The 14,577-nt window shown below is 43.8% G+C and carries 13 protein-coding genes; 6 read left to right on the forward strand and 7 right to left on the reverse strand.

All coding sequences use genetic code 11. The annotated features are described in order from the left end of the window. Positions 1–62 precede the first annotated feature (62 nt). Genes ACW689_RS19270 through ACW689_RS19280 form a run of 3 tightly spaced genes read left to right on the forward strand, consistent with a single transcriptional unit; the run spans position 63 to position 3,082 of the window. Positions 63–938, forward strand: a complete 876-nt coding sequence (locus ACW689_RS19270) for an acyltransferase (RefSeq protein ID WP_476293802.1) — start codon at positions 63–65, stop codon at positions 936–938. A gap of 18 nt (positions 939–956) precedes the next feature. Further along, complete coding sequence (locus tag ACW689_RS19275; protein ID WP_476293803.1) at positions 957–1,877, forward strand: acetyltransferase; 921 nt, start codon at positions 957–959, stop codon at positions 1,875–1,877. Next, the gene (locus tag ACW689_RS19280) at positions 1,874–3,082 is read left to right on the forward strand and encodes a mechanosensitive ion channel family protein (RefSeq protein ID WP_476293804.1); all 1,209 of its coding nucleotides are present in this window, start codon (positions 1,874–1,876) and stop codon (positions 3,080–3,082) included. Before ACW689_RS19275 ends, ACW689_RS19280 begins: the two co-directional genes overlap by 4 nt. Here ACW689_RS19280 and chrA read toward each other — a convergent pair. Then, complete coding sequence (chrA, locus tag ACW689_RS19285; RefSeq protein ID WP_476293805.1) at positions 3,035–4,168, reverse strand: chromate efflux transporter; 1,134 nt, start codon at positions 4,166–4,168, stop codon at positions 3,035–3,037. The genes ACW689_RS19280 and chrA overlap by 48 nt on opposite strands. Before the next feature lie 130 nt (positions 4,169–4,298). Between chrA and ACW689_RS19290 the strand changes: the two genes are divergently transcribed. Next, positions 4,299–5,096: a substrate-binding periplasmic protein gene (locus tag ACW689_RS19290; RefSeq protein WP_476293806.1), complete on the forward strand. Its 798-nt coding sequence runs from the start codon at positions 4,299–4,301 to the stop codon at positions 5,094–5,096. A 69-nt stretch (positions 5,097–5,165) separates the two neighbouring features. Beyond that, positions 5,166–5,798: a YiaD family glycine zipper/OmpA-like lipoprotein gene (locus ACW689_RS19295; protein ID WP_476293847.1), complete on the forward strand. Its 633-nt coding sequence runs from the start codon at positions 5,166–5,168 to the stop codon at positions 5,796–5,798. Positions 5,799–5,827: 29 nt separating this feature from the next. Here ACW689_RS19295 and ACW689_RS19300 read toward each other — a convergent pair whose 3' ends face one another. From ACW689_RS19300 to ACW689_RS19325, 6 genes are all read right to left on the reverse strand, one after another. Then, the gene (locus ACW689_RS19300) at positions 5,828–8,377 is read right to left on the reverse strand and encodes a serine hydrolase (protein WP_476293807.1); all 2,550 of its coding nucleotides are present in this window, start codon (positions 8,375–8,377) and stop codon (positions 5,828–5,830) included. Between the two features lie 204 nt (positions 8,378–8,581). Beyond that, entirely contained in the window at positions 8,582–10,681 is a 2,100-nt protein-coding gene (locus ACW689_RS19305) for a TonB-dependent receptor plug domain-containing protein (protein WP_476293808.1), read from the reverse strand. Next, positions 10,678–12,195, reverse strand: a complete 1,518-nt coding sequence (locus tag ACW689_RS19310) for an amidohydrolase family protein (protein WP_476293810.1) — start codon at positions 12,193–12,195, stop codon at positions 10,678–10,680. Before ACW689_RS19310 ends, ACW689_RS19305 begins: the two co-directional genes overlap by 4 nt. A gap of 116 nt (positions 12,196–12,311) precedes the next feature. Further along, complete coding sequence (locus tag ACW689_RS19315) at positions 12,312–13,520, reverse strand: helix-turn-helix domain-containing protein (protein ID WP_476293811.1); 1,209 nt, start codon at positions 13,518–13,520, stop codon at positions 12,312–12,314. A 124-nt stretch (positions 13,521–13,644) separates the two neighbouring features. Further along, positions 13,645–13,989: a rhodanese-like domain-containing protein gene (locus ACW689_RS19320; RefSeq protein ID WP_476293812.1), complete on the reverse strand. Its 345-nt coding sequence runs from the start codon at positions 13,987–13,989 to the stop codon at positions 13,645–13,647. Between the two features lie 4 nt (positions 13,990–13,993). Beyond that, complete coding sequence (locus ACW689_RS19325) at positions 13,994–14,182, reverse strand: YgaP family membrane protein (RefSeq protein ID WP_476293813.1); 189 nt, start codon at positions 14,180–14,182, stop codon at positions 13,994–13,996. A gap of 94 nt (positions 14,183–14,276) precedes the next feature. Here ACW689_RS19325 and ACW689_RS19330 point away from each other — a divergent pair, with 94 nt between their 5' ends. After that, complete coding sequence (locus ACW689_RS19330; RefSeq protein ID WP_476293814.1) at positions 14,277–14,573, forward strand: ArsR/SmtB family transcription factor; 297 nt, start codon at positions 14,277–14,279, stop codon at positions 14,571–14,573. The last annotated feature ends 4 nt before the right edge of the window (positions 14,574–14,577 follow it).

Consider the following 14,577-nt stretch of genomic DNA (forward strand, 5'->3'; position numbering starts at 1 on the left):
TTAAAGGCTGAGGGAGCATATACTCTCTTAGCCGATTGGCTTAGTTGTAAAGGAAGCATTGCATGTCATTTTTGCGTCGTATTTTGGGTTTGATATTGTACACAGTGAACACGCTTGTTTGGTTTGTTCCTATCTTTATCTTCGGTTTAATTAAACTCTTGCCCATACCGCCATTACAAAAAGCATGTAGTTGGTTGGCAAAAGAGTGTGCGAGCCTGTGGGTAGGTTGTAATACCTTAAACCAAAATCTGACGGCTCCGTATAAGCTAAATGTTTATGGTCTTGAAGAAGCGAAACGCAAAGACTGGTATCTCGTTATTGCCAATCATCAAAGCTGGGTTGATATTCTGGTTTTACAGCGGGTACTGCATCGCCAAATACCATTTCTAAACTTCTTTTTGAAAAAAGAGCTCTTGTACGTGCCATTTCTTGGCCTTGCTTGGTGGGCGCTCGACTTTCCATTTATGACCCGCAGCAGTAAAAGTCAGTTAAAGAAAAACCCGAAACTTAAAGGCAAAGATGTAGAAACAACAAAGAAAGCCTGTGAAAAATTCAAAACGATGCCAGTGAGTATTGTGAATTTTGTTGAGGGAACGCGCTACACAGAGTCAAAACATCAGCGTCAAAATAGCCCTTTTAAGCATCTCTTAAAACCTAAGGCCGGTGGTATCGCATTTGTGATGCAAGCCATGGGGGAGCAGATCAGTAAGGTGGTGAATGTGACTATTCATTATCCTGACGGGATCCCTTCGTTTATTGATTTTGTAAGCGGTAAGGTTAGGGTTGTTGATGTACATATTGAAGTCATGCCCGTCAGTAATAACCTGATTGGGGACTATAGCAATGACAATGAGTTTCGAGTTCGTTTTCAGAATGAACTAAATCAACTTTGGAGTCAAAAGGACGAGCAATTACAGCAGTTTAGTGGGTCTGAATAATATTTAGTGAGGTTGGCAATGCTCAGAAATGGTGTACCTAAATGGTTTTTTGGATTGCTAGCAACTTGGGTCTTGTTACTTAATACCTTAATTTGCGGCGTAATAGTGTTTATGCTTGGTTTGGTTAAGCTGTGTTTACCTGTGCGGGCTGTGTCGGTGCTGTTACATCAAGCTTACGGGCTGTGGTGTAAGGGTAATAAGCTTGGTCTGCAAATAGGTTGTGGTCAACTTAACATATATGTACCTGAAGACGTGCAATCAAATGGTTGGTACTTATTGGTCTCAAATCACATCAGTTGGTTGGATATTGTGGTACTCAGCGCCATTGATGCATTACCCGCCCCCAAGTTTTTTCTCAAAGATGAATTAAAGTTCGTGCCTTTTATTGGTACCGGTGCATGGGCAATGGGTATGCCGTTTATGAAACGGGCCAGTAAGGCACAAATAGCCAAAAATCCAAAGCTCAAAGGAATGGATGTAGCGAGAACAAAACACAGTTGTCGTAACTTCAAAAACCACCCAACAACAGTGATTAATTTTGCAGAGGGAACGCGCTTCACGTCTGGTAAGCATGCAAAGCAAAATAGCCAGTTTAGGCATTTATTAAAACCCAAAGCGGGTGGTACGGCATTTGCCTTGGAAGTATTATCGGATCAACTCGATGGTTTGCTTAACACCACTATTATCTATGAATCAAAAGGCAGTCATATTTGTCGAAGCTTTATGCTTGGACAACTATACAGTGTCAATGTTGATGTCGAATTTGTGAAGATGAGTGCGCTGCCATTAGGTAACTATCAGCAAGATAAAGCATATCGCGTTTGTTTCCAAAATTACCTAAATACGCTTTGGCAAACGAAAGACCGTCAAATTGATTTGTTTTACTCAACATCCTGTGCCAATACATCGAATATTAACAAGGAAATTGCACCACTATGACTTTGGTTCATGTTACAGATTTATTAGATGCTTGGTTTGCCAACGTACCACAGGGAAATATGCTCAGTGCATTGACTGCCAACGGCATTGGTATGATATCGCTGATCTTTTTGTATTTATTTACACGACGTTTGGTTTTGCCCAGCATTCAAAGGGGGCTGACTAAAGTATCACCGACGCGTATAGGCCACTTAGCGCCTGAGTTAAATAAGCTAACCGGACGCTTAGCGGCAATGTTATGCTGCGTGGCATTTTTGGCATTTTATGAACGGGTACTTGTCGCCCCAACTTGGTTAATGGGCGTGTTTTTGTCACTTGGACAAATTATTTTGGTGATCATTGCAGGCTTTTTGTTTAGTGGGTTTGTAAACCTTGCTCATGCGATATACAACCAATTACGTTTTGCCAAAGATGTGCCAATTCAAGGTATTGTGCAAGTTACCAAATTACTAACCTTTATCGTCAGCAGCATTTTGGTGATTAGCATGCTGCTTGATAAGTCGCCGACTTACATCCTGTCGGGCTTTGGTGCAATTGCTGCTGTTACCTTATTGGTTTTCAAAGATACGATATTAGGCTTAGTTGCAAGCATTCAAATTGCGGCAAATAGACTTGTAAAAACAGGCGACTGGATCCAAGTGGATGCCTTTGGTGCAGATGGTGAGGTGTTAGATTTAGGCTTAAACACAGTGAGAGTCAAGAACTGGGATAATACGGTCACAACCATTCCAACTTACATGCTGATCTCAGATTCATTTAAAAACTGGCGTGCTATGCAAGAATCGGCTGGGCGACGCATAAAACGTTCGTTATTGGTGGATATGCATAGCATTACATGTCTCAGCAGTAATGAAGTTGATGCGCTTAGGAAGAAGTTTGGCATGCTTGAAGAAGAGCAATCTCTACCAAGCAATGTGACCAATTTGGGTTTATTTCGCCGCTATGCTGAGTTGTATTTAAAAACTCATCCTGAAATCAACCAAGAGTGTGTATGTATGGTCAGAGAGTTAGCGCCTGCAAATTATGGTTTGCCCATTGAATTGTATTGCTTTAGTCGCAACAAGCAGTGGGTTGCGTATGAACACATCCAAGCAGACATTTTAGATCATATGTTGGCAACGATGGGCGCTTTTGGATTACGCCCATATCAAAGTATTTCAGGGCAGGTGTTGCAACAGCAAACCAACTCCAGAGAAAGCCAGTAGCATCATCCATATTGGCGGCTTTGCTAGCTTAAGCACAGCAAAGCCGACTAGCACTGCACCTAAATGCCACAGGTTGTAGACAGCCGAGACCAAAATAGGATCATATAAGGCTGCTGCAAGTAATCCTACCACGGCGGCATTTAACGCAGCGGTCATACTGGCAAACTTAGGGTAAGCACTGAGCGTTTGCCAACTATGAATACAGGCCCACATGAGTAATAAGCCGGGCAAAAATATCGCCACTGTCGCTATTGCTGCACCTAGCCAGACATTGTCAGGTTGTGCACTGGCACCCAAAAATGTTGCGATGCTAAACATCGGACCTGGTACTGCTTGTGCAGCCGCATAGGCGGTCAAAAAGCTATCTTGTTCAAGTCCCGAAACGGTACCCTGCAATAGGGGCAAGACGACATGTCCACCACCAAAGACCAAGGCACCTGCTTGGTAAAACTGTGCAAATAAAGCATTTGGCAAACTGATAAAAGTGAGTAAAAACAGCAGAGAAAACAAAGCTAATACTGACCAGTTAAGTGATGCTGAACCGGCTTGTGATGAAGCTGGCAAAGTATTAAAGCGATACAAAAGCCCAAACACAGCAGCGCTGCCAAGCACCCACAGTTGTCCATGTAATGTTGGTAACAGTAAAAGTGCCAGTGTACTGAAAAATGTCACAACCTTTAGTGGTGTTGTCTTACAGAAGCTTTTTGCCATGCTGAGCACCGCATCAAATACCACGACTACGGCAAATAACTTCAGGCCACTGATCACGCCAAACGCCATGTCGTTGAGTTGAGAAGCCGTCAAAGCTAGCAGTAACATAATTAGAAAAGAGGGCAGGGTAAAACCCAAAAATGCGGCAATACCACCGACAATACCTGCGCGTTCTAATCCGATTGCAAAGCCAACTTGGCTCGAGCCTGGGCCGGGCAATATTTGTGATAGGCTGATCATTGCACTATATCGATCATTCGACAGCCAACCTAAATTATCCACAAAGTGTTGTTTGAAGAAGCCTAAGTGTGCCGCTGGACCACCAAAACTTGTGCAGCCAAGTAAAAAAAATTGATAAAAAATATTCAGTGCCATAGCCTACCTTGTGATAAAGTTAACGTTATAAAATCGCATAATAACATGACAATTTTATGATATTTTACTCTGTATGAAAGCAGTTAGTTATGCGGTTATTTCAGTGAAGTTCATCGGAACTATGCTATAGGTGAATGAGAGGTATGACAATTTGCTGCGTTTAGTGATTGCTTTTTCAATTATTTTTGCTGCTTTAGTGAGGCAAGCACACGCTGAACACAAAACGATTCATGTTGCTATCGATCATGCGCCACCTTACAGTACCGTTAACAGCGATGGTGAGTCATCTGGGTTGATCTTAGATATCGTTAGAGCGGCTGCGTCCGAGCACTACCATGTACGTCCAGTGCCATGTCCACTCTCGCGTTGTTTGCGAATGCTTGAACAAGGTGAAGTCGATGTGATGGGGGGGCTAATTAAAACGCCTCAAAGGCAAGATTCTATGGTTTTTATCGACCCTCCTTACATGGCTCTGCCCTCGTCTTACGTATTTTATGCCAAAAAAGGCAGCAAAATAAATGTAATGCGTTTTGAAGACCTGTATGGCAAACGGATTGCTGTCATGCGCGGTGCTGCATTTTTTAAACGTTTTGATGAAGATGCGCGGTTGGACAAAGTTGAAGTGACGTCAGAGCAAATTGCGTTAGATTTGGTGCTAAAGGGACGCGTTGATCTGGCTATTGCGGTTGAGGATACCGCTGAAGTGGCGATGAAAGCACTAAAGCAACCCATTTCTCAGCTCGAAACCATGCATTACCGACACACCAAATTGATCTATGGCTATATGGCCGTTAGTCAGTCTTTTAATCAATCTGATGCAGCTGCGCAGCTTCATAGAGCAATGGAAGAATTAGCGCGTACGCGTCAGTTAGATAAAATCATAGCACCTTATTCGCTCCCCCCTATCCCTGAGCGTCTGTTGCAATAATCGGCATAAGTTAATCTGCGATTCAGGCACCTCCTTTTAGGCTTAGACCTAACTACTTTGGAGGCAATGATGATCTTAAACAAGCAATGCGCATTGGCTGTTGCGCTGAGTGTGACTTTAATCTCTGGCTGTCAAATGACCAATACAGGTAAGGGGGCATCTATCGGTGCTGCGGCCGGTGCGGTATTGGGTAAAGCAACAGGGAATCATAAAGATAAACGTATTTTCATTGGTGCTGCCATTGGCGCACTTGCTGGCGCTGCAATCGGTGATTACATGGATAAACAAGAAGCGGCGTTTCGCAAGGAGCTGGAAGGCTCAGGTGTTGAGGTGATCCGAGAAGGGGATAACATGCGCCTTGTGATGCCAAGCAATATTACTTTTGCCTCTAGCCAAGCCAATATTTCCCCCAGTTTTTACCCCACTTTAGATGCCATTACGAAAGTGATGAATCAATACGAAAAAACCTTACTTAATATCGTGGGCCATACTGATAGTACGGGGAGCAGCGAGTTAAATCAGCGCCTAAGTGAGCAGCGCGCCAACGGAGTTAAAAACTACCTACTCGGTCAAAATGTATTGGCGGCAAGGCTGCAAACACAGGGCATGGGCGCATCTGTGCCCATCGCGAACAATAGTACCGAGCAAGGGCGAGCGCAAAATCGTAGAGTAGAGATTCAAATCGTGCCTAATCGCGCATAACAAAGCGGTGCAAAGCACCGCTTCTTTCATTACTTGGAGTAAGCCAGTTGTAGAGCAAGTTGCTGAATAATAGCCATTGCTTGTGCATGTGCTTCATGATTATCGTCGCCATTACTGAGCAGCACAATGCCATTGTTGTGCCTAACATCACCTATCATTTGAGACATGACACCAGGGTCTGAACCGTCGTGGTGAATCAAATCACCGTCCAGTTCCCAGAAATAACCAATATCCCTACTTGGCACTGGAGTAGCTGTTTGTGGGCTCAACATGGCCGAAACGGCGTTGGCCGATAATGCCTGTTGTTGGTCAATTTTACCCTCGTTCATACTGGCAATTAAAAAGCGAGCCACATCATTCACGGTTGAAATTGCTGCGCCATCTGGGTAAGTCACCGCACCGTAGTCAGGCATTGGCAGTAATTGATTATCGTTAGGTGAAAATACAAAGCGTGTCGCGACAGTATCAGGTGTTGGACCTACTCCCCAGCGGCTATTATCCATCGCCAAAGGCGAGAACAGATAGCTTTGCACTAACTCAACGAATGGCGTTTGCGTTTTTTGTTCTAAGGTATACGCGGCGAGTGCCGTGGCGATGTTAGAGTATACGTAAATGTCGCCCGTATTATGGCCATACTGACTGGTAAAGTTTTTTTCTTGATAACGAGTGCCACTTTCACTTAAGTAGTTTGCTAGATAAATACCAAGATCGGGGTTGATTTTCTCATCACAAATTCTGCTGCCTAACAGCGCATCATTCATGTTTTGCATCGTGTCATGCAAATAGTAAGAGCAGGTATAGGCGATAGTTTCATCTACGATACCACTGGTATGTGTGACTAAGTGCCTGAAGGTGACTGGCTCATCTTGCGCAGGGATTGCATTCAACTCAAACGGGACATGAGCCGAAATAGAATCATCTAAAGAAAGTTGTCCAGCATCCACAGCGTGTGCCAGTGTCGCGCCCACGAGTGTTTTGCTCACTGACGCGAGGTAAAAAGGGGTATCAGCCTGAACAGGCGTACCTTTTGTGTCGGCGATACCAAAGCCTTGACTATATTTTAGTTGTCCATTTTGGATAACCGCAACTGCCAAACCTGGTAACTCGCTTTGTGCCATTACCTCACTGATTTGTTTTTCGAAGTTGGTAATATTTATGGCTGGGTAAGTTTGTTTTCCGAGTTTTTCTAATGCGTAATCGTAGCTAGCAAAGCGGAGTAATTCGCCTGAGAAGCCACTAAATGCAGGGATCTGCACGTCTGGTTGAAGGCCGCGACCTTCAAAGTTCTCACCTTTTAAATTTCGATACTCTTCATTAGATAAGCCTATCTCCCAACCATTTGGTAGGGTTAATCGCAGTACATCAGAAAATGCGCCAGAAGTTTCTTCTCCAATATGAGTGACTTGCGGAAGCTGTTTCATCATCATGGCAAAGACTTCACCAGCGCTCACGGTAATTTGGCTGGTGAGTAAGTACACAGGTTTGAGATAAGGATCTGGTGCCGCATTGAGTATATGATGTGACTGTGGCCCCAAACCAGCCCGGTTGTTTGCCCGCTTGTGAAACGCAATGCCTTCTTTTTCGTTAAACTGCTTAGCGAATAATTTAGCAATTGCATCCTCTCCGCCAAGGTTATTACGAATGTCAATTATCATGCCGTCCGTGTCTTTAAGGTCATTCATGATGTCGTCGACATGCTTTAAGGCTGCTTCCATATGTTCTTTTTCGTTTGCTTTGGGGTCGCTGGAAAAGTCAGCTAGATTATTGATCACAAGGATGCCCACATTGTCAGTTGTTTTGCCCCAAATTACCGTTTTTGATCCGACCTGCGAAGGGATAGTCTTTAGGGTGCTTGCGGTGATGTAGTTGGCTGTCGTTTGCTCATAATCTTCCAAAATAGACCCGATCACATCCATAGTATCAACGTCGAAGCCAAAGCGCAGATAAGATTTGGCCTCACCCTCTGCTGCACGCAAGATGGGGCTTGGTTTCAGCACGTTAAATTCTTGCTCATGGTTATCAAGATACACATGCGCATCTTGCAAAGGTGCAACCATGTCAGCCATCACAGTAAACAATTCATCGTCACTCATCGCATCACTAATACGCGGCGCGTGAGTGTCGTACTGTGCTTGCCAATCTACATGTCGGATATCAAAAAAGGCATAGTAATCATTAAAGGCATGCCAAAAGTACTCAAATACTTGGCTTGGTTTTGCATCGGCTTTGACAACTATTGGAGTATGGCATGTGTTTGGGAGTTTATCGGTTGAGGTATAGGTTGTTACATTCACATCGCTCGTTACAAAAAGCGTACTTTTCTCTTGCGAGACCCTGGCAAAGTCACCATTTTTGGCTCGCAGGTGGGTTTGTTTGTTTACTTCAATACAACCTTGGCTGTTTAACTGATAGTGGGTCACATGTGTCGGGTCTATTTTTATGACTTGGCCGTAGCTGGCTCTTTTCCAAACACCTTGTGCTTTTTGCAACTCGGTTCGGTTATCGTTACTGTCATTACAAGCACTTAAAAAAGTCGTAGTCGCGACGGCAATGGCTAAGGTATGTAATTTGAAGTTCATCGAAAGCAGTCCTTTAACAAGAGTAATTGCAAAAAGAATATGGGGAACTGGTATCAAGAACTGTCAGCAATTGCTCAAAAATTGTTTAAATGGCTCGAACAAAAATTACACATTTATACATTTGGGCATGTGTGAGGAAATAGGTTATCGACTTTTTAGGGAAAGACGATAACCTAAGGGGAAATTCAAAATGAACGGACGAGATCAGAAATCCCACTTCACGCCAAAGCTTGGGATCATTGGCAACCAGTGGCCATATTCCTGATTGACAATGACGTCCCCATCGTTGTCGAGTCGATAGTTGCTCGCTTCAACACAGCACTGATTTTTGCGATTGAGTAGGTTCGATACTTCAAAGAACACTTGTAACTGGCTATCGGGCAGTAAATATTGTTTTGAGACTCGCAAATCAAAGCGCATGTAATTGGCTAAAGATTGTTGGTTTCTTTCTTTGAGATGCCGGATTATTTGCTTCTCGCCATTGGCAGCGGTGCGCACGGTGCCATACTCACCTGTAGTAGGCCACCCCGAATGATAGTGAGCGGTCACATTTAAGTTCCAACCACTGTCAAATAGATAGTTTACTCCACCATTGAAGGTGTGAGTTTGATCCCAACTGCGGTTAACCTTTTTCCCGTCAACGGTTTCTTTTGCATCTGACCATGTGTAATTGGCATGCCAGCGCCATTTTTCGTTGATTTGCTTTTGCACGGATAGCTCTACGCCAGAGATTGTGCCTTCCGTTGCTACAATAAGGTGCCTGTCGGCTTGCCCTTCAGGAAAGAAATTGAGTGGGTCGAGGATGCTTTCATAACGCGTTGGGATATCAGACAATCGCTTGTGGTATGCTTCAATACGGTAATTTAAACTCTGCAATATACCGTCATAACCCAGAATGAGATGCTCTGCTTTTTGTGCTTTTTGGAATGTTGTAACGCCATCGGCCACTTGTAAATCTAAAATATCTTGTGCTTGATAAAAGTGCCCCCAACTAAAGCTGACGCTAGAATCGTTATTTAAACGATAAGAAAGCGCCGCGCGAGGACTAATTTGACTGTCGCTAAACCCTTGATAATCTTGCTTATCATATCTCGCGCCTAGTTCTCCAGCCCATTGAGAAGTAAAGCGGTATTTGGCGCTTGCATAGGCGCCTATATCAGCACCTTTTGCGGTCACTTTGGCGTTACTGTGCTTCGCTTGAGGTTGGTCGGCATAGAGTCGATGATAGTGGGCTTGCATACTGTAGTCATACTTAGCATTTAGTTGCTTGGCATGCATGCCACACTCAAGCATCAAGTTGTCACTGCGAAGCCAGCGCCAATCTTGTTTGAACGCTATGAAAGAGAACGACTTGTCATCTTTGAGTGTTAAATCAATCTCGTAAGGATCGTTTTGCCCGCCACGTCGCTGTTCTTCAACTTCGCCAACAGAGAGCATAATGGTTGAGCTTAAATCATCATGCCAGTCAGAGTGTAAGCGAGTCCATAAATATTGGCTTGCATAAGCACCACTGATCTTCTCTTTGACATAATATTTTTCAAACCCGTTCCACTCGTCAAAGTTATCATCCAGTAACTCATCATCGTAGGCGTAGAGTAAGTTGGCTGATAAGGTATGCGTGTCGTTTAACTCGTAGCTTACTTTGCTGTATAGGTCTGCGTATATAGGCTCGAATTTACTGGTTTCGTCATCCATGGCTTTGAGCACCATATCCAAATAGCCCCGTCGTGCAGAGACCAACCACTGGCCTTTACCTTCATCGAAGCTACCTTGTCCAGCTGCTCGTGCATTGATAAAGCTCACACCAAGGCTGTACTGGGTTTGCTCTGAGGGGGTGAGTGAATCTATATCTAATACGCCGCTGAGTTTGTTACCAAAGCGTGCACTGAATCCTCCGGTGTATAGGTTAATTTGCTCTGCATTGTCGGTGTCTATGATGCTAAAAGCACTGTTAAAACTTTTCATGTGAAAGGGGCGGTAAAGTTGCTGGCCATCTAGTAACACCAACACTTCATTGGCTTGCCCGCCGCGTATATAAAAGTTTGCTGAGTAATCGCCTGCACTTACCCCGGGTAAGCTGGGCATGAGCCGAAATACATCGTCAGCAATGTGTGGTGCTTGTGCGATGCCTTCTCTATCTAATTGCTGAATTGCTGAGCCATTGGTTTTCATTAGCATATAACGACTCGCACCGACTTCAATGTGCTCTATGTCTCTTTGCTCTTGTGCATAGGTTAAACATGGAGCGCTAGATAAAGTCGCGGCAACGCTCAGTGCAATTTTGCGTTTGTTATCATTGATCATTGCGGCAGCTCCAAGTATTCAAGAGGGAGTTTGGAAAATGCATGGGCCATTTCATCAAGCTCTGATTGTGCGAACCAGTGACCGTCAATTACTACGCCAGTGCGGCTTTTTAAGTTTTGAATATCCACTAACGGGTTTTTATCAAATAGCACCAAGTCAGCTAAGTATTCAGGTTTGATAAGTCCTCTGTCTTGTGGTTGCTGTAAGATGCGCGCTATCACCTTGGCTGGCACTTTTGTCGCAGCCGCGAGCGCTTGCTTAGGAGATAAGCCTGCTTCAACCATCAGTTCCATATCTCTTAATAACAACGCTGGTACTGAGCCTGCGTCACTGGTGTCAGAGCCAACCTGTACTTCAATACCCGCCTCAACCATTTGTTTGATAATAGACAGAGCGAGATCATGATACTGAGGGTCTGCATCTCCTAACTGTGGTTCTTGTTGCCAGATAGCCAGCAGGGCATCGGGAATATTACGATAGATATCGTTTTGATAAACATCTTCACCACTTGACCATTTAGCAACCACCTCATCGGTAGACCAATTGAAAACAAGCGAAATTTGATTCTCTAACATGGTATCTATTACCCACTCAAGATAAGCTTCATCATCCATATCTGGATCAACATGGTCTTTACCAACAATGATTTCAGATAAGTGGGCAATTTCATTGTGATGGGCTAGCACGTTTTCCATTGATGTATTTGGAATGTGTCCGGACAGAAATAGTCCCTGTGTTTTTGCGGTTTCGGCTATCTGTAGGTAGTTTTGCTCAGTGACACCTGAATATACTTTCACAAAATCATAATTAAGCGCTTTTTGCTGTTCGACGACTGTTTTGGTTTCAACTTCAGAAGTCGGCCAAGTATAAGCGAGCTTCGCGAGAAACTCAGTGTCTATTGAGTCATGCGGTACGCCTAACATAGGCTCTTCAGGTTCATACAAAGAAATGATGGGTCCGCTGCTGATCATTCGCGTGCCAAGCCAGTCTCCTGCATTTACTTTGTCACGCCATTGAAGCTCACGAAGTGTGCCTGAAAAGTTTCGTACCGTGGTGATCCCTTGTTGTAAAAATAGCGACATTTGTGCGGGCGAGGTGAGTACTTCCGCAACGTTTGCTAGATCCCCCGACTCGTGCCGAAAATGTGCATGAGCGTCAATCAGGCCTGGCGTTAAGAAGCCATTTTGACCATCAATGACTTTGTCTTCAGCGTGTAAAGGGATGCTGATCGCGTCGCCAATTGCGTTGATGCGCTGCCCAATAATAACAACGCGCTGGTTTTGCAAAACATCCGCTTCATCATCCAACATAGTGATCACATTCACATTATCAATGATGAGCCGAAACGGGCGTTTTGGGGGAGTGAGTCCCGTTTGATAAACGGTTTTATCAGTGATGGGAACAGCCGTGGTTTTTTGCTCGCTGCTATACTCGCTGTTACATGCGCTAAGTATAATAAGAGTGAGTACACTTATGGCAAGCATACAATAGGTTTTAAACAGGCGTCGTGACATGTTACCTCCTGAATTTGGGGACGACGCTTCATTGTTGATGATTACGCAGTACTATGTCGTCTTGTTTGATAACATAGGACAATCTTTATCTTTTTGTATTTAAAGCTTATTTTTATTTACACAGCGATTGGCGGGTTTTTTTTGAATTCGCTGGGGGTTTGTTGCGTGTATTTTTTAAAGGCATTGTAAAAAGCCGAACGAGAGTTAAAGCCGGTTTCCAATGCAACATCTAGCACGGTTTTTTGTGTGTTGTTCAGCAAGAGCTGTTTTGCATCGTGGATCCGTAATTCATTCACATAATCAAAAAAATTCTTGCCACTGACTTGGTTAATAGCCTGAGAAAGTTGATGGCGTGACCACCCGGTTGAACTAACTAGCCCATCTAGTGTGAGTTGTGGGTCAAGATATAAGCGCTGTTGTTTGACCTGTTTATCGAGTTCTTCAAATAGCTGTTTAGCGAGTTGCGGCGATAAGGTGGAATTGACATAGCGAGTTGTTTGTTCGGTGTTTATGGACCCTGCTGGTGTTTGTGGCGGTTTACTTTGGCTAAAAACAGCGGGTTGTTTCAAACCGTAGTAAGTCATGGCGTATACGCATAAAATCAGCCCCATTTCCGATGGGTAAAAATAGCGCTCTTCGGTTACCCAAGGCATGTCACAAAATAACGATATGGCAGAGTCGTAGCAAAGTCGGCTATTGAGGTCGATAAGTTCATCGATTAGCCATAGCACCACCAAAGCGGCGATCACGCGACTAAACCAAGTGAGCCAAGACAAATTGACTTTTTCCAAGTAAGAAAATTGCCCTTTTACGTAGAGGGTGTGGGTTTGTAGGAGTTTAAAAACGACGCTTAAATAACACACCAACTGCAATAAAGTGAAGGCGGGAATGGCGCTATCCACTAAGAACTCAAAACGTTCGTTGATAGGCCCAAGCGGGGCATTGAAAACAAAGAATTGCTTTTTTTGTTCGGCTGTTTGTAACAAGAACTCAGCACTTAAGCATACAACGATGATACATGGTAAAAAATGTAGCCAAAGTGGTTTCTTTGCAACTTGTTCAGTCAGTTTTGCAACATAGAGGTAAAAGAGTGGTCCCAGTGCTAATACTAAACTTTCGTGTACACCAATCAAATGGGGGTAATAAAACAACAAAGACGATGTGTCGAGAAAGACGCTAAACAATATCAGTCCAAACAAACAAATGAATACCCCAAGGTAGAGGTTAGCGGGGCTAGTTCTTTGTTGTTTGAGTAAAAAAACACTCAAAACGATGGCGTGAATAAAGCCAAGTAATAATACGGTTTGTTCTAAAAACGCTACCATGATGAGGCCATTGTCGCACGGCTTTATGATAAGCAATGCGTATCTTTTTTAGAAACTTCAAGTCTTTTCTTGGGGGGGATCAAGTATTCGCTTAGGCTAGTGAGCGCTAAGCGAACACTTCAAATCAGAACACTTGGCAAACATCCGCAACTTTGCAGGTGATCACACTGACATTTTGATAGCCTAAACGAGTTAATTGCTCGGCGGCAAAGGTCGCGCGCCCGCCTGCCGCGCAATGCAAATAAATAGGACGCGCAGCATCTTTTTCGATTTCTGGAAGTTTAAATTCCAATAAACCGCGAGGAATATTAATGGCACCCTTGGCCGCGACTGTTTGGTGTTCATTGGGCTCGCGTACATCAATGAGAAGTCCACCGTTTTGCTCAATTTCAGTTTTGGCTTGTTGTGCGCTAATGCAACGCTGGTTTGGGCTGACTGTTTTTAAAACATCTTGAACTGCGGTTAACATGCAATTACTCCTTTACGCCTAATTTTTTAAGTAGGGAGATCATTGGGCACCATCGAGTGAATGCCGACTGGATCAAGTTAACACCGATAAAGACACTAAACCAAACCCAGTGCTCGTTTACAAGGTGACTCAGTGCTAAAGACAGCAATAACATACATCCAGCTATCAATCTAAGCATAGCTTCTAATTTCATAACAACTGTCGATAATATTAGATTTCTCTAATATTAGACATTGCTAATGTGTTTGTCTATACTTTGCCCAACTTTATTATGGTAAGTGGTGATCATGGACTTTGAAGCAATGGCGCATAACGCGCAACAAGCAGAGGCTTTGCTAAAACTCATGGCAAATAAAAATCGATTAATGATTTTATGCAGCTTGTTAGAGCAAGAGATGAGCGTGAGTGCGTTGAATGAAAGCGTGCCTTTGGCGCAATCTGCGTTATCACAGCATTTGGCCAGCTTAAGAAAAGCAAACATCGTAGATACTCGCCGTGATGGGCCGACTATCTATTACCGCGTTGTCGATGAAAAGGTCAAAGCCATTTTACAACAGCTCTACCAACTCTTTTGTGCTGCATAAGGAA

Source organism: Pseudoalteromonas sp. ABE4_541, assembly GCF_056312285.1.